The organism is Hamadaea sp. NPDC050747, from assembly GCF_040654195.1.
Lineage (GTDB): Bacteria > Actinomycetota > Actinomycetes > Mycobacteriales > Micromonosporaceae > Hamadaea.
In genome coordinates this window covers 1-22,138 of sequence record NZ_JBFAHM010000005.1, presented here as the reverse complement: position 1 = coordinate 22,138, position 22,138 = coordinate 1, and the positions used below count along the sequence as shown (strand labels likewise).

Here is a 22,138-nt window from a genome sequence, read left to right as displayed (position 1 = left end):
CCCCGCTCGTCCCATGCCTCCGGGTCGAATCTTGGGCCAAGATTCGACCCGGATCCCTGATCCAGCGCTGAGGGGGCGGGCGGCATCCAGCGCTGAAGCGGGGGGGCGGGAGGAGCAGTGCGCTCAACCGTGCCGCGTCACCGGTTGAACACCGCGTTGTAGTGGCCGAGGAGCAGATCGGTCCCCTTGTACTGAGCGGTCACCTCGGCCCCGAGGACACCCATGCCGGGGTGCTCCCCCGCGCCGCCCGCCGGCCCGAGCGGAATGAGGATGCTGCTGCCCTGCGGCTCGTACACCGTGGGCTCGCCGAGGCCGAGGTCGGCCTTGATGTTCGCGACGACGACGGCCGCGTGTGCCATCGCGGCGACCGCCTGCTTCGGCTCCTCGATGTCGGTGATGTCGCCGACGGCGTAGACCCGGTCGTGACCGTGGACTCGCAGGCTCTGCTGTACGCGTACCCGTCCGCTGGAAAGGCGCGCGGCCTGGAGCGAACCGGCGAGATAGTCCGAGACGGGGTCGGAGCCGTAGCACCGCAGCCAGAGATCCGCGGACAGTGAGCGGCCGTCGGTCAGCTCGACCGTGAACGGCGCGATGACGCCCGGCGCGACCTCGAACGACGCGGGCAGCGCGGCGCCCAGGACGACGGTGACGCCGAGGTCGGCGAGCTGGCGTTCGATCTCGGTACGCAGCTCGGCGGACCGCTCGGGCAGGATGACCGGCGCGGGGTCGAGGACGACGACCTCCTTGCCGGGCCACTCGGCCTTGATCTCACCGGCCAGTTCGAGCCCGATCGGGCCGGCCCCGGCGAGCACGATCCGATCCGCCGCCGCGATCTGGCTCTGCAGGCGGGCGTAGGTCTCGATCGCGGGCGCGGTGTCCAGGTGCGTCGGCTTGCCTGGGAACGGGTGCCGGGCGCCGGTGGCGAGCACGACGTAGTCGGCGTCGACCGTGCGGCCGGACGCCAGGGTCACCTTGCCCGGCGCGACCTGCTGGGCGGCGTCGCGTTCGACGCGGCCGTGGACGAGGAGCTTGTCATAGGGGATGAAGGTCTGTCCGGCGAAGTCGGGGCGTACGGCAGCCCGCAGGGCGGCCGCGTTGTGATGGAAGTCTTCGCGGGGCTCGATCAGGACGACATCGGCCACCTCGTCGAGCGCGCGGGCGACCTCGATGCCACCGTATCCACCGCCGACGACGGCCACGGTCTGGCGCATGGGGAACCTCCTGGTTCGCAGTACCAACTGTACGTAGTACGAACGAGATTAGTTGGCAATGCGAACTACTCCAATAGTTGGTGATACGAACTACATGCGGATAGACTTGCGCCGTGAGCGGTGATAATGAGGACTTCGCGGGCGCGCTGATCCGGCTGTCGCTGGCCGTGCAGCACGTCTTCACCGACGTCAGCCGGGCTCACGAGCTGACCGCCCAGCAGGCGCTGCTCATGTGCGCCCTGATGGACGAGCCGCTAGGGATGGCCGGCCTGACCGACCACCTGCACATCGAGAAATCCACCCTGACCGGCCTGGTCGACCGCGTCGAGCGGCGCGGCTACGTGCGGCGTACGCCCGACAGCTGTGACCGGCGTGCGGTCAAGGTCGAACTCACCCCCACCGGTCGCGACGCCGCCACCGGATTCCACGACGCCCTGACGAAGGTGCTCGCCGACCAGCTCGAAGAGCTGCCACCGAAAGTACGCCAGCAGATGCGCGCCGCGATCGGACCGGTGGCGATGGCCTACTGGCAGGCGGTCGACTAAAGCGCGCGGCGGACCACGAGCCGACGGCCGCTAGCCGGTCGCTTGTGGACGGTGAAGCCCGCCTTCTCGAACAGCGACGGCGTCCCCGTGAACAGCTCCGCGTTCGGCGCCCGCCCGTCGACCTGCGTCGGATAGCCCTCCAGCACCTTCGCCCCCGCCCTCGCCGCGCGCTTGATCGCCTCGGCGAGCAGCTCGCTCGCGACACCGGTGCCGCGCCGATCCCGGGCGATGAAGAAGCAAGGCACCGACCACACCGTCTCGTCCGCCGGCTCGTCGAGCTTCAGCGCGGGCGAACGCAGCAGCCGGGCGAAGTGCCGCCGGGGAGCCAGACTCGCCCAGCCCACCGGCCTGCCAATGCCCGCGCCGACAGCGGAGTGGGGCGACGGGTCGGCGTCGGCAGTGCGGGTGGTGGTGCGGGCGTCTGCAGTGCGGGCGGCGTCTGCGGTGCGGGCGGCGTCTGCGGTGCGGGCGGCGCCTGCGGTGCGCGGGCGGCGCCTGCGGTGCGGGCGGCGCCGGCAGCGTCTGTTCTGGCGGTGCCGTCGTAGGCGAGCAGGCCCAGTGGCGCGTTGGCCTCGGCCAGCGCCTCCAGCGCCGCCCGGTTCCCGGCATTGCCGTTCGCGCTGAACTCCTTGCCGGACAGCCGCCACCACATGCACCAACAGCCCGAGTAGGCGCCGTTCGCGCCGAACAGGGTCGCGAGGTCGGCCCACCGCGTGCTGTCGACGTCGACCACCTTCACCCGGTCATCATCGCGTACGGGTCTGACAGGTTTCGGACGGATCGATCAACACCGTCGACCGGGCTCCTATCCTGACCGCCATGACGGGCCTCCCCCTCCGCCTCGCCACCGTGCTCGCCGCACTCGCCCTCGCCGGGTGCTCCGGCAGCACGCCGTCCAGCCAGGCCCCATCGGTCACGACCACGGTCGGCCCGTCGGACTCGCCGTCCGCCTCCCCCACCAGCTCCGCGCCGGCCAGCCCCACGCCGGGCTCGTCGAAGACCGGCGGCTCGACGTTCACCATCCCCACGACAGCCAAGGGGTACGCCCAAGCGCTGCTGACGGCATGGGGCAACAAGAACAGCAGCCGCCTGGATCTGCTGGCGAACCAGGCGACGGTGCAGCAGATCAAGGACAACGGCTACCCCAACGCCGACTGGACCTACATCGACTGCACCGCCAGCGGTGAGACGAGCGAGTGCGTCTTCCGCAACGCCCACGGCGACGAGGTCCTGATCTCGCTCGTGAACACCCAGCTCGGGCATCCGACCGCGGCGACCCAGGCACTGCTGTCACGCACCACGTACCCGTCGGACGCGGGTGCGTACGTGGGCGCGTTCCTGTCTGCCTGGCAGGGCGGCAACCAGCAGCGCATGGCCCGGCTGGGCTCGTCCTCGGTGACCAGCGCGCTCAAAGGCAAGACCGTGCCGAGCGGCTACACGACCTCGGTGAGCGGTTCGACCGTCCGCATAGAGCAGCTGCCGGCGGGCGCGGGACCGACGTTCGTCTTCACGATCGTGAGCGGGAACCTCGGCAAAGCCCACGCGATCAGCGCCGTCAGCACCGCATAGCGCTTCGCCATCTGGCGCCAGCCCGCAGTGTGGCGTCGGCCTCGGGTTCAGTGCCGCCTCGCCGCTCGCCTGCCGGGCGCTGGATCAGGGATCTCGGTCGAATCTTGGACCATGATTCGGCCGGGAACCGTGATCCTGCGCCGATCTTGGACGCGCGAGCGGGTCGGCGGCGCGAGCGGGTCAGCGGTCGCGGAGCATGCAGGTGAGGCGGGCTGTGCAGACGCGGTCGCCGGACTCGTCGGTGATGACGATCTCGTAGGTGGCGACATTGCGGCCGAGCCGCAGCGGCGTCGCCACCCCGGTCACGACGCCGGCCCGGGCGGCCTTGTGGTGCGTGGCGTTGATGTCCACGCCCACCGCGTACGCCTGGCCGACCTCATGCGCGTGCAGCGTGGCTCCGATCGATCCCAGCGTCTCGGCGAGTACGCACGACGCCCCGCCGTGCAGCAGCCCGAAGGGTTGGGTGTTGCCGTCGACCGGCATGGTCGCCACGATCCGCTGCGGTGTCGCCTCGACGAGCTGGATGCCCATACGCTCGCCGAGGGTGCCCGCCATGCTGAGGTCTGCCACGCGGGGAGACTACATGGGCGGCGGGAGCTTCTTCTTCGCCATCCCCGGCTCCATTTTCGAGCTGATGGTGGTGGCCAGGGGGCTGTCGCTGAGATCGGTGATCTCGGCGGCCACGGCGTCCCGCTTGACGGCTGCGATGCCGTTCTCGGCGCCGGACTTCTGTTTGAAGCCTTCCCCGCCGATCGCGAAGATCTGGCCGTTGGCCGAGCGGAGCCGCCACCGGTACTCGCCGCGTACGTCCTTGAAGATCTCGAATTTCGCCATGACCGCAGACTAGGGACTCGGCGAACAAAGCGGAGTAAATTTCGCAAAACCCGCAGGGCGTCTTGCGGGCTGAATGAAAATATGCATACAGTCCGGCCGTGAATGTTGCGGATCTCGTGCACGGCGTACGCCTGACGCCGACCCAGCGCCGCATCGCCCGGTCCCTGGTCGACCAGGGCGCGCACGCGGCTCACCTGACCGCCTCCGAGGTCGCCGAGCTGGCCCAGGTGAGCCAGCCGTCGGTGACCCGCTTCGCGATGGCGCTCGGTTACGACGGGTACCCGGCGCTGCGCCGCCGTCTGCGGGAGCTGACCGCCGACTCCACCGACGCCGTCGAGCCGGCCGCCAACGATCTGCAGCTCGCCGTACGCGGGGAGATCGCGAACCTGACCCGGCTGGCGGACCAGTTGCTGGACCCGTCGCCGATCACCCAGGCGGCGCAGGTGCTGACGGGCTCCCGCCCGCTGCCGGTGCTCGGGTTGCGGGCGGCCGCCCCGATCGCGAGCTACTTCGGCTACTTCGCCGCCAAGATCCACCCCGACGTCCGGCCGCTCACCGAAGGCGGCAGCATGCTCGCCGACCGCCTGGAGCAGGCTCGCGAGGCCGGTGCGACCGCGTTGCTCGCCGTCGTCCTGCCGCGGTATCCGCGCGAATCGGTCGAAGCCCTGCGGTTGGCGCGAGAACTCGGGCTGACCACGGTGGTGATCACCGACTCGAAATTGAGCCCGGTCGGCGAGGTCGCCGACCTCACGCTGCCCGCCGCAGTCGGCTCGGATCTGGTGTTCGACCTGCATACGGCCCCGATGGTGTTGACGATGGTGGTGTTGCAGGCGATGACCGACGCCGACCCGGGGCAGACCCAGCGAAGGCTGGAGGACTTCGAGACCACCGCCGCCCGGCGCGGCGTTTTCGTGGATTGATCATTTGCGCCGCGGAGTCGATCAGGGCGCTGCGGACACGACACACCGGTCGATCACGACCACAAGTTCATGATCGCGCAAAAGCAGCGAGGGAGACGGAGGAACGCAGTGACGACGCCGATTGTCAGGGCGCCGAGGGGTGCGCAGCGGACCGCGTTGGGCTGGGGTCAGGAGGCCGCCAAGCGGATGCTGATGAACAACCTCGACCCCGAGGTCGCGGAGAACCCGGCCGACCTGGTGGTCTACGGCGGCACCGGCAAGGCCGCCCGGGACTGGCCGAGCTTCCACGCCCTCGTGCGTACGCTCGACACGCTGAAGGACGACGAGACGATGCTCGTCCAGTCGGGCCGTCCCGTCGGGGTGTTCCGTACGCATGAGTGGGCGCCACGCGTCCTGCTGGCGAACTCGAACCTCGTCGGCGACTGGGCGACCTGGCCGGAGTTCCGCCGGCTGGAGAAACTCGGCTTGACCATGTACGGCCAGATGACGGCCGGCTCGTGGATCTACATCGGCACCCAGGGCATCCTCCAGGGCACCTACGAGACGTTCGCCGCGGTCGCCGCGAAGCGGTTCGGTGGCACTCTCAGCGGCACGTTGACGCTGACCGCGGGCTGTGGCGGCATGGGCGGCGCGCAGCCCCTCGCGGTCACCATGAACGGCGGCGCGTGCCTGATCGTGGACGTCGACCCGCACCGGCTCCGGCGGCGCGTCGAGACGCGTTACCTGGACGAGATCGCCGACGACCTCGACGACGCGATCGAGCGGGTCACGAAGGCGAAGCGGGAGAAGCGGGCCCTGTCCGTCGGCGTCGTCGGCAACGCCGCCACCGTCTTTCCCGAGTTGCTGCGACGGGGCGTCCAGATCGACATCGTCACCGACCAGACCAGCGCGCACGACCCGTTGGCGTACCTGCCGGAGGGCGTCGACCTGGCAGACGGGCCGGACTACGCGGCGAAGAAGCCGGAGGAGTTCACCGACCGGGCCCGCCAGAGCATGGCCAAGCACGTCGAGGCGATGGTCGGTTTCCAGGACGCCGGGGCCGAGGTGTTCGACTACGGCAACTCCATCCGCGGTGAGGCGCAGCTCGGCGGGTTCTCCAACGCCTTCGCCTTCCCCGGTTTCGTGCCGGCGTACATCCGGCCGCTGTTCTGTGAGGGCAAGGGACCGTTCCGCTGGGCGGCGCTGTCGGGCGACCCGGCGGACATCGCCGCCACCGACCAGGCGGTGCTGGACCTGTTCCCCGAGAACGAGTCGCTGCGCCGCTGGATCACCATGGCCAGGGAGCGCGTGGCGTTCCAGGGGCTGCCCGCCCGCATCTGCTGGCTCGGCTACGGCGAACGCGAGAAGGCCGGCGTCCGGTTCAACGAGATGGTCGCCGACGGCACCCTCAAGGCACCCGTCGTCATCGGCCGGGACCACCTGGACTGCGGCAGCGTCGCCTCGCCGTACCGGGAGACCGAGTCCATGCTGGACGGTTCGGACGCGATCGCCGACTGGCCGCTGCTGAACGCGCTGGTCAACACGGCCAGTGGGGCGTCGTGGGTCAGCATCCACCACGGTGGCGGCGTCGGCATCGGCCGCTCGATCCACGCCGGGCAGGTCTGCGTCGCCGACGGCACCACGCTCGCCGGGCAGAAGATCGAACGCGTCCTGACCAACGACCCGGGCATGGGCGTCATCCGGCACGTCGACGCCGGATACGACCTGGCGGAGACGGTCGCTGAGGAGCGCGGCGTGCACATCCCGATGCGCTCGCATCGGGATCATGAGCACAGCGCGATGCGGGAGCAGTGATGGGTTTCCGGGAACTCTGGGACGAGATCGCGCCGATCGGGCGCGACCCCGAGACCCTGGGCTACCTCCGGTACGCGTTCACCCAGCCGGAACAGCACCTCCGGGACTGGTTCAAGGAGCAGGCAGCGCAGCGGGATCTGACGCTGGAGGAAGACGGCAACGGCAACGTCTTCGCCTGGTGGGGCGCCGGAAACGACGCCGTCCTCACGGGAAGCCACTTCGACTCTGTGCCGCACGGTGGGGCGTACGACGGGCCGCTGGGCGTGGTCAGCGCGCTGCTCGCCGTCGACGAGTTGCGGGCACGCGGGGTCACGCCGGTCAAGCCCATCGCGATCGGTGTCTTCGCCGAGGAGGAGGGCTCCCGGTTCGGCCTGGCCTGCCTGGGGTCGCGGCTGCTCACAGGCGCGGTCGACGCCGAGGCCGCGGCCGCGCTGCGGGACCGCGACGGCGTGACGCTCGCCGAGGCGATGGGCGCGACGCCGAAGGGACACCGCCCCGACCTGCTGGCCCGGTTCGGCTGCTTCGTCGAGCTGCACGTCGAGCAGGGGCGCTCCCTTGCGGACTCCGGTCGCGCGGTCGGCGTGGCCAGTGCCATCTGGCCGCACGGGCGGTGGCGGCTGGACTTCACGGGCGAGGCCAATCACGCCGGCACCACCCTCATGGCCGACCGGCGCGACCCGATGCTGACGTTCGCGTACACGGTGCTCGCGGCGAACAAGGAGGCCCGGCTGCGCGGCTGTCACGCCACCATCGGCCGCGTCGCCGTGGAACCCAACGCCACCAACGCGATTCCCGCCCGCGTCAGCGCCTGGCTCGACGCGCGGGCGGCCACCACGTCCGCCGTGGAGGAGCTGGTCGCGGCGGTCTCGGCCCGAGCCTCCGACCGAGCAGCCCGCGATGGTACGCAGGTCAGCCTGACCGCCGAGTCGGTCAGCGGGGAGACGCAGTTCGACGTGGCGGTACGCGACCGGATCGCGACGCTGCTCGGTGACGCGCCGGTGTTGCCGACCGGCGCCGGGCACGACGCCGGGGTGCTCAGCGCGTACCTGCCGACGGCGATGCTGTTCGTCCGCAACCCGACCGGTGTCTCCCACTCCCCCGCCGAATACGCCTCCGACGCCGACTGTGCGGCGGGCGTACGCGCGCTCGCGGATGTGCTGGAGGAGCTGTCATGCCGATGAGTCATTACCTCTGCGAGTACGCCTGGCTGCCGGACGGGATCCAGGCCGACGTGCTGATCGCGATCGAGGACGGCAAGATCGTGCGGGCGGAGCCGACCGGGTGGACGGAGGATCATGTCCCCAAGCTGGCCGGCCTGACGGTACCCGGGTTCGCCGACGCCCATTCGCATGCGTTTCATCGGGCGCTGCGAGGGCGTACCCACATGGGCAGAGGCAGTTTCTGGACGTGGCGCGAGCAGATGTATCAGGTCGCGGACCGGCTGGACCCGGACAGCTACCACCGGCTCGCCCGCGCCGTGTACGCGGAGCTGGCGCTCGCGGGCGTGACCTGCGTGGGCGAGTTCCACTACCTGCACCACCAGCCGGGTGGGAAGCCCTATGCGGACCCGAACGCGATGGGCGAGGCGCTCGTCGCCGCCGCGGCCGACGCGGGCATCCGGATCACTTTGCTGGACACGCTGTACCTGCAGTCGTCGGTGGACGGCAAGCCGCTCGCCGGGCCGCAGCTGCGCTTCGGCGACGGCTCGCTCGACGCCTGGTGGGACCGGTTCGACGCATTGACCGCCAAGCCGCACTCGATGATCGGCGCGGCGCTGCACTCGGTACGCGCGGTGCCGGCCGCCGTGCTGTCGGAGTTCACCGAGCTGACCAGCGGCCTGCCCGTGCACGCGCACGTCGCCGAGCAGGTGGACGAGGTGGCCGCCTGCCGGGCCGCCTACGGCTGTACGCCGACCGAGCTGCTCGACCGCCACGGTGTCCTGGAGGAGACCTTCACCTCCGTGCACGCGACCCACCTGACCAAGGGCGACATCGACCTGATGGCCGACACGTACGCCTGCTTCTGCCCGACGACCGAGCGGGATCTCGGCGACGGGATCGGCCCCGCGCGCGCCCTGGCCGACGCCGGCGTACGCCTGACGCTGGGCAGCGATTCGCACGCCGTCATCGACCTCCTCGAAGAGGCGCGCGCGCTCGAACTGCACGAACGCCTCTCCGCCCAGGCCCGGGGCCACTTCACCCAGGAGGAGCTGCTCAGCGCAGCGACCGCCACCGGGCACGCCTCGCTGGGCTGGCCGTCAGCCGGGCGGCTGGCCGTCGGCGCGCGGGCGGACCTCGTCACCATCAGCCTCGGCACTGTGCGTACGGCGGGCATCGATCCGGCCGGCGTACTCATGGCCGCCGGCGCGGCCGACATCACGCACGTGGTCGCCGACGGCCGGGTGATCGTCGCCGACGGCCGCCACGTCTCGATCGACGTGGCCCGGGAACTCCAGGAGACGGTGTGCGCTCTCTTCTGATCACCAACATCGGCGAGCTGACGACGCACTCCGACGAGGGCACGCTGACCGACGCCGCGATGATCGTGACCGACCGTGTCGAATGGGTCGGCCCCGCGAGCAGCCCGCACGCCGCCGACGAGGTCTTCGACGCGCAGGGCGCGGCCGTGCTGCCCGGCTTCGTGGACAGCCACGCGCACCTGGTCTTCGCGGGCGACCGGGCGGCCGAGTTCGCCGCCCGGATGGCGGGCGAGCCCTACACGGGCGGCGGGATCCGCACCACGATGACGGCCACCCGCGCGGCCTCCGACGCTCAGTTGCACGCGAACGTGGAGCGCCTGGTCGAGGAGATGCGCCGGCAGGGCACCACCACGGTCGAGATCAAGAGCGGATACGGGTTGAGCGTTGCCGACGAGACCCGGTCGTTGCGGGTGGCTTCGGAGTTCACCACGGAGACGACGTTCCTGGGGGCGCACGTCGTGCCGCCGGACGTCCCCCGCGACTCCTACGTCGAGCTGGTCTCGGGCGAGATGCTGCGGGCGTGCGCGCCCCACGCAAAGTGGGTGGACGTCTTCTGCGAACGCGGGGCGTTCGACGTGGACGAGGCCCGGACGGTGCTCGCCGCCGGAATGGCGGAGGGGCTGCTGCCCCGCATTCACGCCAACCAGCTCACCGAAGGCGGCGGCGTACGCCTGGCGGTCGAACTGGGCGCGGCCAGCGCGGATCATTGCACCCATCTGTCGGCCGCGGACGTGGAGTCGCTGGCGAGCTCGTCGACCGTCGCCACACTGCTGCCGGGGGCCGAGTTCAGCACCCGGTCGCCCTATCCGGACGCGCGGCGTCTGCTCGACGCCGGGGCCACGGTGGCCTTGGCGACCGACTGCAACCCTGGTTCGTCCTACACCTCGTCGATGCCGTTCTGCATCGCCCTGGCCGTCCGCGACATGCGGATGACACCGGCCGAGGCGATCTGGGCGGCGACCGCGGGCGGGGCCCGCGCCCTGCGCCGCTCGGACGTCGGCCACCTCGGCATCGGCGCGTACGCCGATCTCATGGTGCTCGACGCGCCGAGTTCCGTGCATCTGGCCTACCGGCCCGGTGTGCCCCTCGTAAGACAAGTACTGCACAAAGGAGTGTGGGTTCGATGATCGTCACTGTCGAACCGGACGGCGTCAGCGCCGCCGGCGTCCTGGCCGTCGCCCGGGGCAGCGCCCACGTCGCGCTCAGCCCGGCCGCCGTCGACGCGATGGCGGCCAGCCGATCCATCGTGGACGGCATCGAACGCGACGGCCGCCCGGTCTACGGCGTCTCGACGGGCTTCGGGGCCCTGGCCAACACCTTCATCGCCCCTGAACGCCGGGCCGAACTGCAGCACGCGTTGATCCGGTCGCACGCCGCCGGCATCGGCGCGCCCATGCCCCGGGAGGTCGTCCGGGCGATGATGCTGCTCCGGGTGCGGTCGCTGGCGCTCGGGCGGTCCGGCGTACGCCCACTGGTGGCCGAGGCGCTCGTGAACCTGCTCAACCACGACGTCACCCCGTGGGTGCCCGAACACGGGTCGCTGGGTGCCTCGGGCGACCTCGCCCCGCTGGCGCACTGCGCGTTGGTGCTGCTCGGCGAGGGCTGGGTGCTCGGCAAGGACGGTACGCGCATCGCCGGAGCCGACGCGCTGCACACCGCCGGGCTGGCCCCGATCGAGCTGTCCTCCAAGGAGGGTCTGGCCCTCATCAACGGCACCGACGGCATGCTCGGCATGCTGCTGATGGCCTGCGACGACCTCGGCCACCTGCTCACGATGGCCGACGTGACGGCCGCCCTGTCGATCGAGGCGATGCTCGGCACCGACCGGCCGTTCCACCCCTCGATCCACGAGATCCGGCCGCATCCGGGCCAGGGGATCAGCGCCGCCAACATCCATCGGCTGCTCCAGAGCTCCGCCATCATGGACTCGCACCGCGACGATCTGGTCCACGCGGTGCAGGACGCGTACTCGATGCGCTGCGCGCCGCAGGTCGCCGGGGCCGCCCGCGACACGCTGGAGTTCGCGCGCACGGTGGCCGCCCGGGAGCTGGTCAGCGTGGCCGACAACCCCGTCGTCCTGCCCGACGGCAGGGTCGAGTCGACCGGCAACTTCCACGGCGCCCCGCTCGGCTTCGCCGCCGACTTCCTCGCCATCGCCGCCGCCGAGGTCGGCTCGATCTCCGAACGCCGGGTCGACCGGCTCCTGGACGTCACCCGATCGCGCGAACTGCCCGCGTTCCTCACCCCCGACCCCGGCGTCAACTCGGGGCTGATGATCGCGCAGTACACCGCGGCGGGCATCGTCGCCGACAACCGTCGCCTCGCGGCACCCGCCTCGGTCGACTCCATCCCCACCAGCGGGATGCAGGAGGACCACGTCTCGATGGGCTGGGCGGCCGCGAAGAAGCTGCGTACCGTGCTCGACAACCTCACGTCGCTGCTGGCGGTCGAGCTGCTCTCCGCCTGCCGCGGCCTACAGCTACGCGCCCCGCTCGTCCCGTCGCCGGCCGGCCGGGCCGCGTTGGCCACCGTGACGGCGTACGCCGGAACTCCGGGGCCGGACATGTTCCTCGCCCCGGTGCTCGACTCCGCGCGGGCCACCATCTCCGGCCGAGCCCTGCTCGAAACGATCGAAGCCGAGGTCGGACCGCTCGCCTGACGCCAGCCCCAGCCCGTTGATCATGGAGTTAACTATCGTCTCGACGGTGTGTCGAGGCGGACAACTCCATGACCAACAGGAGAAGCTCTCCAGCGTGGAGATCTTTGTCCGGATTTATCGAACGGCGACCGCGATCGCGATCGTGGCCGCGGTCGTCGTCCAGTTCCAACGCACCACCGACGTGGGCAACTTCTTCAGCTTCTTCACGATCCAGAGCAACCTCATCGGCGCGGCCGTCCTCCTCGTCGGGGCGGCCCGGCCGGCCTGGGACAATCTCCGCTGGGACCTCGTACGCGGAGCGGCGACCAGCTACCTGTTCACCACCGGAGTCGTCTTCGCGCTGCTGCTGTCGGACCTGACCGCGCAACTGGGCACGACGCTGCCCTGGGTCAACACCGTCCTTCACCAGATCTCGCCCGTCGTGCTCTTCCTCGACTGGCTCATCCAGCCACCCCGGCACCAGATCCGGCTGCCGGACGCGTGGAGCTGGCTGGCGTACCCGATCGTCTGGCTGGGCTACACGCTGATCCGGGGCGGCATCGTGGACTGGTACCCGTACCCGTTCGTCGATCCGCGCCCCGACGGCTGGGGCCACGTCGTCAAGGCCTGCCTCGCCATCGCGATCGGGATCATCGGATTCGTGTTCATCGTGGTCTGGGCCGGGAACTCTCTGCGCCGCCTCCACACCCGCCTCTCCCCCGAAAGCACCTGACCTTACATCTCAGGCGAGTTCCCAGACCGCGCTGACCGGCATCGCCAGTAGCCGTGGTCCGAAGGAGAGCGTCTCGCGACCGGCGTAGAGCAAGATGCCCGCCACCAAGTCGTCGCCAAGGCGGTCGGCGAGGTGGCGGAGCCCTCGAAAGTCCTCGGCGCGAATGGTCGCCGCCGCCTTGACCTCAAGCCCGATGACGCGTCCACGGGCATGCTCGAGAACGAGGTCAACTTCGACCTGGTCACGGGTGCGGTAATGGCGCAGCTCGACTGGCAGCTCCGACCGACTCAGCTGGCGCATCAGCTCACTCGCCACGAACCCTTCGAGCAGCGGGCCGAACGCGCTGCTCGTGGGCTCGAGCAGCGAATCCCGGTCTTCACCGAGGACGGTCGCCGCAAGGGCGCTGTCGACGAACGCGAGCTTCGCTGTTCCCACGATCCGGGTGCTCAGGTTTCGTGACCAGGCCGGAATCCGCTTGATGACAAAGATCTCCTCCAGCAAGCCGACATAGCGGCCCACCGTAACCGCGCTCAATTGCAGCTCGCTCGCGAGGTTTCCGGGCACCAACAAACCACCCGACCGCGCCGCGAGCAGTCCGACGAGACTACGCAGCTCAGCCAGCCGCTGGACCTCGGCGATCTCGGCGATTTCCCGTTCGAGCAACGTTTCCAGATAGCCGGTCAGGAAGCGACGCCGGCTAGCCTGCGTGCGCCGGGACACCGCCTCCGGGAAGCCGCCACGAAGGACACGTTCGGCGTAGTCGGCCCTGGTGAGGCCCGAGTCGTGCCGAACCTCCGCGCCCTCCCGGAAGACGGCCTCGACGAAACCATCCGCCGACCCGTCTATCTCGCCTTGAGAGAACGGCCAGAGCTCGACGGTCTGCATCCGCCCGGGAAGGCTGTCAGGGACCCCTTTCATGGCCAGCACTCGCGATGAGCCGGTCAGCAAGAACCGACCGGGCCGTGGATTCGCATCCACATCCTGCTTCACCGCCAACAGGAGTTCCGGAGCCCGCTGCACCTCGTCGATGACGAGGAGGCCGCCGCGCTCCACGAAGCCTTTGGGGTCTTCGTGCGCCGCGCGGAGCAGATCCAGATCATCCAGCGTGCGAATGACCGCGTCGGGGCGCGCATCCGCGATCATGCGGACAAGCGTGCTCTTTCCAGCCTGGCGTGCGCCTTGCACCAGGACCACCCGCGATTCGTCCAGCGCGGTTTCGACGGCCGGCAACGCGCGCCGCTGAATCAGCCCATCCTCAGTCACCACGAAGCAATCATACGCGTAACTGAAAATCTGCCGCCATGATCACTGAAGATTTGCCAACGGCTTGACTAAAGAATTGCCAGACACGCCTGACGCGCGACGGTAGTGCGGTGGGCGTACCAGCTAGGGCTTGAGCTGCTTCGCGATCACCGCGGCGAGCGCCCGGAAGGCCTGGCCCCGGTGGCTGATCGCGTCCTTCTCCTCGGCGGTGAGCTCCGCGGTGGAGCGAGTGTGCCCCTCAGCCTGGAAGATCGGGTCGTAGCCGAAGCCGCCCAGGCCGCGCGGCGCACGCAGCAGGCGGCCGCGCATCTGGCCGCTGACCAGGTGTTCCCGGTTGCCGTCGCCGCCCGGCAGGACGAGCGCGGCGGCGCAGATGAAGGCCGCGCCGCGCTTGTCGTCGGCCACGTCGTGGGTCTGGTCGAGGACCAGTTCGAGGTTGGCGACGTCCTTGCCGTGCGGGTAGTCGGTACCGAACCGGCCCGACCAGCGCGCGCTGAACACGCCCGGCATGCCGCTGAGCGCGTCGACGGCGAGACCGGAGTCGTCGGCGACCGTCGGCAGGCCCGTGTACTTGACCCCTTCACGCGCCTTGAGCAGCGCGTTCTCGGCGAAGGTGAGCCCGGTCTCCGGAGCCTCCGGATACTGGGGGACGTCGTCGAGGCCGATCAGCTCGACACCCACCAGCGCGGGCGAGGCCGCGAGGATGCGGCGCAGTTCGTCGAGCTTCTTCAGGTTGCGGGTCGCGAGCAGCAGCCTCATCGGCGGACGTCCCCTCCGAACTTCGCCAGCAGACTGGTCGGTGACAGCGACGGCAGGCCCAGCACCTCACGCTGCAGCTCGGCCAGCCGGCCGCAACCGGCCACGCCGAGGTCGAGCAGTTCGTTGAGCTGCTTGCGGTCGAAGACGCCGTCCTCGCCGGTGCCCTGCACCTCGACGAAGTCGCCGGTCCCGGTGCAGACGATGTTCATGTCGACCTCGGCGCTGACATCCTCGTCGTAGCAGAGGTCCAGGCGCGGCTCGCCCTTGATGACGCCGACGCTGACCGCGGCCACCGAACGGTGCAACGTGGACTCGACGGTCTGCTTCTTCGCCAGCGCGCCCTTGTTGGCCAGCCAGGTCACCGCGTCGTGGAGGGCGACGTAGGAGCCCGTGATCGCGGCGGTACGCGTACCGCCGTCGGCTTGCAGCACGTCGCAGTCGATGACGATGGAGTTCTCGCCCAACGCCTTCAGCTCGATGCAGGCTCGCAGACTGCGGCCGATCAAGCGCGAGATCTCGTGCGTCCGCCCGCCGATCTTGCCCTTGACGCTCTCCCGATCCGACCGCGTCGTCGTCGCGCGCGGGAGCATCGCGTACTCACTGGTCACCCAGCCCAGGCCGGAGCCCTTACGCCACCGCGGCACCCCTTCGGTCACGCTCGCCGTGCACAGAACCCGGGTGTTGCCGAACTCGACGAGAACCGAGCCCTCCGGGTGCATGCTCCAGCCGCGGGTCAACTTCACCGGACGAAGCTCGTCAGCCGCGCGTCCATCGGGTCGGGTCATGCCCGTAACCCTACAGTTCATCCGATTGCCGCCCACGGCGGGCTTTGTTCCGGCGTCAGACGTCGAAGCGGGCGCCCGGCCGGGCGATCTCCACCGGCCCCTGGAACGCGCCGACCGCCGCCTCCAGCGTCTCCGCCTCGCTGCCCCAGGCCGTCACCAGATGCGTGAGGAGGAGCCGGCGTACGCCTGCCTTGGTGGCCACCTCGCCGGCCTCCCGGCCGGTCAGGTGCAGGCCGGGCGGGTTGTCCACGCCGTCGAGGTAGCTCGCCTCGCACAGGAACAGGTCGGCGCCCTGGGCCAGCCGCAGAACGGCGTCGCACACCGCGGTGTCCCCCGAGTACGCCAACACCCGGCCGTTGTGCTCCAGGCGTACGCCGTAGGTCTCGATGGGGTGGTTCACCCGATCCACCGTGACGGTGAACGGGCCGATCGGGAAGCTGCCCGACTGCAGGCTGTAGAAGGTGTAGACGTCGTCGAGCGGTCCCTCGTCGGCGCTGTACGCACCCGCCAGCCGTTCCGGCGCACCGGCCGGGGCGTACACGGGCAACGGCGGGTAGGGGCCGTCCGGAGCGTAGCGGCGGACCACCACGTAGAGCGCGGCGTCCATCATGTGATCGCAGTGGAGGTGACTGAGGACGATCGCGTCGACCGCGTTCAGCCCGGCGTACCGCTGCAGCGACGACAGCGAGCCCGAGCCGAAGTCGATGAGCAGCCGGAACCCGTCGGCCTCCACGAGGTAGGCCGAACAGGGAGACTCAGGGCCCGGAAAGCTGCCCGCGCAGCCCAACACCGTCAGTCTCATCGAGCCACTCCCGCGTGATTGGAGTCCGGTAGGGCCGCCGGGAAGTCGCCGAGGAAGCGCCGCGCGAGCCGCTGGAAGGGTTCGTCGTCACCGGTGACCCGCAGCTCGTGGCGCGGGGGCGGGGCGTCGTCGGGGCGCAGCATGTCGTTTTCGACCAGCACCCGATAGACGTCTTTGGCCGTCTCCTCGGCACTGGAGACCAGCGTCACCTGCTCGCCCATCACGAGGCTCAGCATGCCGGAAAGGAGCGGGTAGTGGGTGCAGCCCAGGACGAGGGTGTCGACGCCGGCCTGCTGCAAGGGTTCGAGGTAGGCACTGGCCAGACCGAGCAGCGCCCGGCCGGAGGTGATCCCGCGTTCGACGAAGTCGACGAACTGCGGGCAGGCGGCCGCGGTGACGGTCACGTGCGGGGCGGCGGCGAACGCGTCCTGGTAGGCCCGGCTGGTGATGGTGGCGGAGGTGCCGATGACGCCCACTCGGCCGTTGCGGGTCGCTGCCACCGCCCGGCGGACGGCCGGGCGGATCACCTCCACCACGGGGATGTCGTAGCGCTCCCGGACATCGGCCAGGCACGCCGACACCGCCGAGTTGCAGGCGATCACCAGCATCTTGACGTCCGCGGCCACGAGGTCATCCAGGCATTCGAGGACATATCGCCGGATGTCGGCCAGAGGTTTCGGACCATAGGGCACGTGCGCCGTGTCTCCCAGATAGAGCAGGCGCTCGTGTGGCAACTGGTCCAGGATCGCTCGGGCTACCGTCAGGCCACCGACTCCCGAGTCGAAGATCCCGATCGGTGTGTCCGTCACGGCTCGGAGCCTACGCCGCGAGCGCCAGCCTTAAGTAAGGTCTGCTCGAACATGTCGCCAAGGTGACAACCTGACCAGGCGTTACTCGACCGCCGCGCGTTACGCATCACACCCGGCGCCGTTGTGCCAGACGTGGAGACGCGCATCGACACCCTTACCGAGACCCCCGCCCAGCCCTCGGGTGAAACCCAGGCCGCGACGCTCGTTCGCGCGCGGGTCGGCTCGCTGCCGGTGGTTCCCGCCGAAGCGATCCAGTCGGTACGCCGAAACCCGATGCGCGCCCTGCGGCTACCGGAGCAGGACGACCCCGAACCCGGCAGCACGCGGATGCTCGGCATGAGCGCGTGGGCCGCGCTGCTGGTCCTCGTCGGCATGGTCGTCGCGATCCGGGTCTTCCTCGCGATCGTCTTCGAGCCCGGACCGGAGTGGCTGGTGCCCACGGTGATGTCGGTCGGCATCGCCGGAACCGTCTGCGGCGGGCTCGCCTTCGCCACCATGCACCACCGCTGGCTGCCGTGGGAGCTGCTGGGCGTGGCCTCGGTGCTCCTCGGCGGCAACCTCCTGCTGGTGATCACCCAGCTCTGACGCCGTCGCCTCTCTGACGCCGTCGCCTCTCTGGCGCCGTCGCCTCTTCGGCGCCGTCGCCTTCTTGGCGCTGGATCAGGGTTCTGGGTCGAATCTTGGCCCAAGATTCGACCGGGAACCCTGACCCAGCGCCGGTGTCAGGCCCAGAGCTGACCTTCGAGCGCCTCTTCGGCGTCGGCCAGCGTCCCGCTGTACGCCCCGGTCGACAGGTACTTCCAGCCGCCGTCGGCGACGAGGAACGCGACGTCGGCCTTCTGCCCCGCCTTCGCGGCGGCGTGGGCGACGGCGAGAGCGGCGTGGAACACCGCTCCCGTGGAGAATCCGACGAACAGACCCTCCACTTCGACCAGTTGCCGCGTACGCAGCACCGCGTCCCGCGTACCGACGGAGAACCGGCGGGTGAGGACGGTGGCGTCGTAGAGCTCGGGCACGTAGCCCTCGTCGATGTTGCGCAGCCCGTAGACCAGTTCGCCGTAGCGCGGCTCGGCCGCGATGATCTGGATGTCGGGGTTCTTCTCGCGCAGGTAGCGACCGGTGCCCATGAGCGTGCCGGTGGTGCCCAGGCCGGCCACGAAATGGGTGATGGTCGGCAGGTCACGCAGCAGCTCGGGACCGGTGGTCTCGTAGTGGGCGCGGGCGTTGGCCTCGTTGCCGTACTGGAAGAGCATGACCCAGTCGGGGTGCTCCTCAGCGATCTGCTTCGCCGTGGCGACGGCTTGGTTGGAACCGCCCGCCGCCGGCGAGAAGATGATCTCCGCGCCGTACATCCGGAGCAACTGGACGCGTTCGGCGGAGACGTTCTCCGGCATGACGCAGACGAGCCGATAGCCGCGCAGCTTGGCCACCATCGCCAGGGCGATGCCGGTGTTGCCGCTGGTCGGCTCGAGGATCGTCGCGCCCGGCCGCAGCGTGCCGTCGGACTCGGCCGCGCGCACCATGTACAGCGCGGCGCGATCCTTCACGCTGCCGGTCGGGTTGCGGTCCTCCAGCTTGGCCCAGATGCGCACGTCTTCGCTGGGCGACAGACGGGGCAGGCCGACGAGCGGGGTGTTGCCGCAGAAGTCGAGGATCGAGTCGTACCGCACTTCCAGCCTCCTTCAGCACCGCACGCCGGCCCCGGGCCGAAGCCCGCGACCGGCGGCGGAGAGACGGGTCAGCGGCCCAGGTACGCCGCGGCGGCGAGCAGCCCCAGCGCGCCCCCGGCGACGGCCGGCAGGATCGTCACGGTGTCGCCGTCGCTGACCTTGGCGTCCAGCGAGCCGAGGAAGCGGACGTCCTCGTCGTTGACGTAGATGTTGACGAACCGGTGCAGCGCGCCCTCGTCGGTGATCAGGCGGCCCTTGAGGCCGGTGTGCCGGGCGTCGAGGTCGGCGAGCAGCTCGGCGAGGGTGTCGCCGGAGCCTTCGACGGCCTTCTGGTTGCCGGTGTAGCTGCGCAGGATCGTGGGGATGCGAACTTCGATGGCCATGGTCTTTCGGACTCCTTGGAAAAGGTTACGAACGGGGACGGGCGAGGAAGGCGGTCTCTAGCCGCGACACTCGTAGTCGACCGTCGTCGGAGTCTGGCCGAACATGTAGGACTGCACGGCGAGCTCGTCGCCGCTTCCCACCAGCTTCACTGGTTCCTCAGTCACCACGCCGTCCAGGATACGGAAGGACCGGACCTCGGTCACATCTGGCTCACGTGTCGAGACGAGCAGGTAGTGGGCTCCCGGTTCACCGGCGAGCGAGACGTCGGTCCGGGACGGGTACGCCTCGGTCGCGGTGTGCGAGTGGTAGATGACCACCGGCTCCTCGTCGAGGTCGTCCATCTCCCGCCAGACCCGCAGCTGCTCCATCGGGTCGAACCGGTAGAACGTCTGCGAACGCTCCACGTTCTCCATGGCGATGTGCCGGGTCGGGGTGTCCGTCCCGATCGGGCCGGTGACCACGCCGCAGGCCTCGTCCGGGTGGTCCCGGCGGGCGTGGGCGACGATCGCGTCGAGGATCGCCTTGTCGATGGTCAGCACGCCGACAAGCGTATCCGGCACGGGCCTTCGGATGGACCGTGAGCTACCTCATGATCGCATCGAGCAGCGACTCCTGGAGATACCCCAGGTACGCGTACACGGAGAGCTGGAACGCCCGAGCCGACTGCACGTCGCGCTCGATCTCCTCGGTCAGCTCCTCGTCGAGGTCGGTCTCGTCGGTGATCCCGAGCCGGACGCCCATCGCGAGGCGTACGTCATTGATGGCGCGCAGCCACGCCTCGGACGCCTCGGAGTCGAGCCGCACCTCGGCGCCGGACGGCTCCAGCTCCTCCTCGCCCGGCAGCGCCGCGAGCACCGCACCGGCCTGGTCGATCTTGCTCGTCTTGAGATCGCCCTCGGTGAACCGGCGGAAGTCGGCCGCCTCCTCCGGATCCTCCGGGTAGACGGTCGGGAACAAACGTACGACCACGGGGTCGGAGTGATCGAAGCCCTCGGTCAGCAGGCCGACGACCTCGGACGCGACCCGGCGCAGGACGCGCACCTCATCGAGCGAGAGCGTGGCGACGCATTCCTCGCCATCCCGGCGGAACAGACTCACTGCTTGTCAACCGTCGCCCAGAGACCGTAACTGTGCAGCCGGGCGGCGTCGTACTCCATGCGCTCGCGCGCGCCACTGGACACGATGGCCCTGCCCTTCGTGTGCACATCCATCATCAACGTCTCCGCCGTCTCCCGGGAGAACCCGAAGAGCTTTTGGAAGACAAACACGACATAAGTCATGAGATTGACAGGATCGTCGTGGACGATCGTGACCCACGGCCGGGATGACTCCGGCTCTTCGGCAGCCTCCGGCCGCTCCACCGGCAGGATCTGGGGCGTGGTCATGACCCCATCCTGCCACGGGATCGCGGAATCTCACCGTCCCGGCGACGACCGGGTCTGTGCCCGTACGCTGTGAGCGTGCGTGGATCACCCGGGCTCCTCACCGACCAGTACGAACTCACCATGCTCAGCGCCGCGCTGCGGGACGGGACGGCCGAGCGGCCCTGCGTCTTCGAAGCGTTCGGCCGCCGGCTCCCCAACGGCCGCCGCTACGGCGTGGTCGCCGGAACCGGCCGGCTCATGGAGTTGATCTCCCGCTTCAAGTTCGACCCGGACGAGATCGCGTACCTGGTCGACCAGGGCATCGTGGACCGCGCCACCGGCGACTGGCTCGCCGATTACCGGTTCACCGGCGACATCGACGGGTACGCCGAAGGCGAGCTCTTCTTCCCCGGGTCGCCGATCCTGACCGTCTCCGGCACATTCGCCGAGTGCGTCGTCCTCGAGACGCTGATCCTGAGCGTGCTCAACCACGACTGCGCCATCGCGGCCGCCGCCGCCCGGATGGTCACCGCCGCCCGGGGTCGCCCGATCATCGAGATGGGCTCCCGGCGTACGCACGAGGAAGCGGCCGTGGCGTCGGCGCGGGCGGCGTACTTGGCGGGGTTCGCCTCCACCTCGAACCTGGCGGCCGGCCTGCGGTACGGCGTGCCGACGGCGGGCACCGCCGCGCACGCGTTCACGCTGCTGCACGACGACGAGACGACCGCCTTCGCCTCCCAGGTCGCCGCGTTGGGCACCGAGACGACCCTGCTCGTGGACACCTACGACATCGCCCAGGGCATCCGGAACGCCGTCGCGGTGGCCGGACCGACACTGCGGGCGATCCGCATCGACTCCGGCGACCTGTCGGTGCTGGCCGCCCAGTCCCGCCAGCTCCTCGACGAGCTGGGCGCGCCCGACGTGAAGATCATCGTCAGCGGCGACCTCGACGAGTACGCCATCGCCGCCCTCGCCGCGGAACCGGTCGACGCGTACGGCGCGGGCACCGCAGTCGTCGTCGGCTCCGGCGCACCCACCGCCGGACTGGTCTACAAGCTGGTCGAGGTGGCCGGGCGCCCGGTCGTGAAGCGGTCGGAGAACAAGGCGACCGTCGGCGGCCGCAAAACCGCCGTACGCCGCCACAAGCCGACCGGCACGGCGACCGAGGAGGTCGTCTGCTCCCAGGGCGCACCGGAGCCGCAGCCGAACGATCGGCTCCTCCAGCGCGCCTACGTAGTGGGCGGCAAGGTCATCGACCCGCCGACCCTGGAGGACTCGCGGGAGCAGCTGCGGCAGAACCTCGTCTCCATCCCCTGGGAAGGGCTGAAGCTGTCGGCCGGCGACCCGGCGATCCCGGTCACCTTCGTCACCGCCTAATGAGTTCTGCCGGGTTGTGACGCAGACTCGGTTCCGTAGCCGCCGGCAGGTGAGCACTCGCACCGCCTGGACACCCCACGGGTAGTCCTTTGGTTAGACCGTGCCCCTGCCGGTGGTCGGAAGACATCGACCACTGATGGGATGTTGTGCCCGCCGAGCTGCGGCGCGAGCACTTGATCATTAGGCTGCCGGCCGTCTTCCG

At 70.0% G+C, this 22,138-nt stretch carries 26 protein-coding genes; 11 read left to right on the top strand and 15 right to left on the bottom strand.

The window, feature by feature from the left end; all coding sequences use genetic code 11:
- Positions 1-137 precede the first annotated feature (137 nt).
- Positions 138-1,211 (bottom strand): FAD-dependent oxidoreductase, encoded by a 1,074-nt coding sequence (locus AB0H43_RS12355; RefSeq protein ID WP_359999368.1) that lies wholly within the window; start codon positions 1,209-1,211, stop codon positions 138-140.
- A 113-nt stretch (positions 1,212-1,324) separates the two neighbouring features.
- On the opposite strand from AB0H43_RS12355, the gene AB0H43_RS12350 reads away from it, so the two are divergent.
- The gene (locus tag AB0H43_RS12350) at positions 1,325-1,756 is read left to right on the top strand and encodes a MarR family transcriptional regulator (protein ID WP_359999367.1); all 432 of its coding nucleotides are present in this window, start codon (positions 1,325-1,327) and stop codon (positions 1,754-1,756) included.
- On the opposite strand, the gene AB0H43_RS12345 is transcribed toward AB0H43_RS12350, so the two are convergent.
- Complete coding sequence (locus AB0H43_RS12345; protein ID WP_359999366.1) at positions 1,753-2,100, bottom strand: GNAT family N-acetyltransferase; 348 nt, start codon at positions 2,098-2,100, stop codon at positions 1,753-1,755. The two genes, AB0H43_RS12350 and AB0H43_RS12345, sit on opposite strands and share 4 nt — an antisense overlap.
- On the bottom strand, positions 2,037-2,495 hold the full coding sequence (locus AB0H43_RS12340) for a hypothetical protein (RefSeq protein WP_359999365.1): 459 nt from the start codon (positions 2,493-2,495) through the stop codon (positions 2,037-2,039). Before AB0H43_RS12340 ends, AB0H43_RS12345 begins: the two co-directional genes overlap by 64 nt.
- Before the next feature lie 80 nt (positions 2,496-2,575).
- On the opposite strand from AB0H43_RS12340, the gene AB0H43_RS12335 reads away from it, so the two are divergent.
- Positions 2,576-3,325: a hypothetical protein gene (locus AB0H43_RS12335; protein ID WP_359999364.1), complete on the top strand. Its 750-nt coding sequence runs from the start codon at positions 2,576-2,578 to the stop codon at positions 3,323-3,325.
- A 180-nt stretch (positions 3,326-3,505) separates the two neighbouring features.
- On the opposite strand, the gene AB0H43_RS12330 is transcribed toward AB0H43_RS12335, so the two are convergent.
- Positions 3,506-3,880, bottom strand: coding sequence for a hotdog fold thioesterase (locus AB0H43_RS12330; protein ID WP_359999870.1), 375 nt, complete (start codon positions 3,878-3,880; stop codon positions 3,506-3,508).
- Positions 3,881-3,904: 24 nt separating this feature from the next.
- Positions 3,905-4,159: a DUF1508 domain-containing protein gene (locus AB0H43_RS12325; protein WP_359999363.1), complete on the bottom strand. Its 255-nt coding sequence runs from the start codon at positions 4,157-4,159 to the stop codon at positions 3,905-3,907.
- Between the two features lie 98 nt (positions 4,160-4,257).
- On the opposite strand from AB0H43_RS12325, the gene AB0H43_RS12320 reads away from it, so the two are divergent.
- The 7 genes from AB0H43_RS12320 (at position 4,258) to AB0H43_RS12290 (ending at position 12,723) form a co-directional block, all read left to right on the top strand.
- Positions 4,258-5,079, top strand: a complete 822-nt coding sequence (locus tag AB0H43_RS12320) for a MurR/RpiR family transcriptional regulator (RefSeq protein WP_359999362.1) — start codon at positions 4,258-4,260, stop codon at positions 5,077-5,079.
- Positions 5,080-5,187: 108 nt separating this feature from the next.
- Positions 5,188-6,873, top strand: coding sequence for a urocanate hydratase (gene hutU, locus AB0H43_RS12315; protein WP_359999361.1), 1,686 nt, complete (start codon positions 5,188-5,190; stop codon positions 6,871-6,873).
- Positions 6,873-8,054 (top strand): allantoate amidohydrolase, encoded by a 1,182-nt coding sequence (locus AB0H43_RS12310; RefSeq protein ID WP_359999360.1) that lies wholly within the window; start codon positions 6,873-6,875, stop codon positions 8,052-8,054. Before hutU ends, AB0H43_RS12310 begins: the two co-directional genes overlap by 1 nt.
- The gene (locus tag AB0H43_RS12305) at positions 8,051-9,352 is read left to right on the top strand and encodes a formimidoylglutamate deiminase (protein ID WP_359999869.1); all 1,302 of its coding nucleotides are present in this window, start codon (positions 8,051-8,053) and stop codon (positions 9,350-9,352) included. Before AB0H43_RS12310 ends, AB0H43_RS12305 begins: the two co-directional genes overlap by 4 nt.
- Entirely contained in the window at positions 9,337-10,479 is a 1,143-nt protein-coding gene (gene hutI / locus AB0H43_RS12300; protein WP_359999359.1) for an imidazolonepropionase, read from the top strand. The genes AB0H43_RS12305 and hutI overlap by 16 nt, the downstream gene beginning before the upstream one ends.
- Positions 10,476-12,011: a histidine ammonia-lyase gene (hutH, locus tag AB0H43_RS12295; RefSeq protein WP_359999358.1), complete on the top strand. Its 1,536-nt coding sequence runs from the start codon at positions 10,476-10,478 to the stop codon at positions 12,009-12,011. Before hutI ends, hutH begins: the two co-directional genes overlap by 4 nt.
- A gap of 94 nt (positions 12,012-12,105) precedes the next feature.
- Positions 12,106-12,723, top strand: a complete 618-nt coding sequence (locus AB0H43_RS12290) for a Pr6Pr family membrane protein (RefSeq protein ID WP_359999357.1) — start codon at positions 12,106-12,108, stop codon at positions 12,721-12,723.
- A 9-nt stretch (positions 12,724-12,732) separates the two neighbouring features.
- Here AB0H43_RS12290 and AB0H43_RS12285 read toward each other — a convergent pair whose 3' ends face one another.
- The 5 genes from AB0H43_RS12285 to murI all read right to left on the bottom strand — a co-directional run bounded on the left by AB0H43_RS12285 (position 12,733) and on the right by murI (position 17,141).
- On the bottom strand, positions 12,733-13,989 hold the full coding sequence (locus AB0H43_RS12285; RefSeq protein WP_359999356.1) for an ATP-binding protein: 1,257 nt from the start codon (positions 13,987-13,989) through the stop codon (positions 12,733-12,735).
- A 120-nt stretch (positions 13,990-14,109) separates the two neighbouring features.
- The gene (rdgB, locus tag AB0H43_RS12280; RefSeq protein ID WP_359999355.1) at positions 14,110-14,745 is read right to left on the bottom strand and encodes an RdgB/HAM1 family non-canonical purine NTP pyrophosphatase; all 636 of its coding nucleotides are present in this window, start codon (positions 14,743-14,745) and stop codon (positions 14,110-14,112) included.
- Entirely contained in the window at positions 14,742-15,530 is a 789-nt protein-coding gene (gene rph / locus AB0H43_RS12275) for a ribonuclease PH (protein WP_359999354.1), read from the bottom strand. Before rph ends, rdgB begins: the two co-directional genes overlap by 4 nt.
- A gap of 55 nt (positions 15,531-15,585) precedes the next feature.
- Entirely contained in the window at positions 15,586-16,332 is a 747-nt protein-coding gene (locus tag AB0H43_RS12270) for an MBL fold metallo-hydrolase (RefSeq protein WP_359999353.1), read from the bottom strand.
- Positions 16,329-17,141, bottom strand: a complete 813-nt coding sequence (gene murI, locus AB0H43_RS12265; RefSeq protein WP_359999352.1) for a glutamate racemase — start codon at positions 17,139-17,141, stop codon at positions 16,329-16,331. Before murI ends, AB0H43_RS12270 begins: the two co-directional genes overlap by 4 nt.
- 132 nt (positions 17,142-17,273) lie before the next feature.
- Between murI and AB0H43_RS12260 the strand changes: the two genes are divergently transcribed.
- Complete coding sequence (locus AB0H43_RS12260) at positions 17,274-17,726, top strand: hypothetical protein (protein WP_359999351.1); 453 nt, start codon at positions 17,274-17,276, stop codon at positions 17,724-17,726.
- A gap of 137 nt (positions 17,727-17,863) precedes the next feature.
- On the opposite strand, the gene AB0H43_RS12255 is transcribed toward AB0H43_RS12260, so the two are convergent.
- From AB0H43_RS12255 to clpS, 5 genes are all read right to left on the bottom strand, one after another.
- On the bottom strand, positions 17,864-18,817 hold the full coding sequence (locus AB0H43_RS12255) for a cysteine synthase (RefSeq protein WP_359999868.1): 954 nt from the start codon (positions 18,815-18,817) through the stop codon (positions 17,864-17,866).
- Between the two features lie 62 nt (positions 18,818-18,879).
- Positions 18,880-19,194, bottom strand: a complete 315-nt coding sequence (locus tag AB0H43_RS12250) for a MoaD family protein (protein WP_359999350.1) — start codon at positions 19,192-19,194, stop codon at positions 18,880-18,882.
- 57 nt (positions 19,195-19,251) lie between these two features.
- Positions 19,252-19,734, bottom strand: a complete 483-nt coding sequence (locus tag AB0H43_RS12245; protein ID WP_359999349.1) for a M67 family metallopeptidase — start codon at positions 19,732-19,734, stop codon at positions 19,252-19,254.
- A 43-nt stretch (positions 19,735-19,777) separates the two neighbouring features.
- The gene (locus AB0H43_RS12240; protein ID WP_253760540.1) at positions 19,778-20,293 is read right to left on the bottom strand and encodes a DUF2017 domain-containing protein; all 516 of its coding nucleotides are present in this window, start codon (positions 20,291-20,293) and stop codon (positions 19,778-19,780) included.
- Entirely contained in the window at positions 20,290-20,580 is a 291-nt protein-coding gene (gene clpS, locus AB0H43_RS12235; protein WP_359999348.1) for an ATP-dependent Clp protease adapter ClpS, read from the bottom strand. Before clpS ends, AB0H43_RS12240 begins: the two co-directional genes overlap by 4 nt.
- Positions 20,581-20,649: 69 nt before the next feature.
- On the opposite strand from clpS, the gene AB0H43_RS12230 reads away from it, so the two are divergent.
- The gene (locus tag AB0H43_RS12230) at positions 20,650-21,936 is read left to right on the top strand and encodes a nicotinate phosphoribosyltransferase (protein WP_359999347.1); all 1,287 of its coding nucleotides are present in this window, start codon (positions 20,650-20,652) and stop codon (positions 21,934-21,936) included.
- The last annotated feature ends 202 nt before the right edge of the window (positions 21,937-22,138 follow it).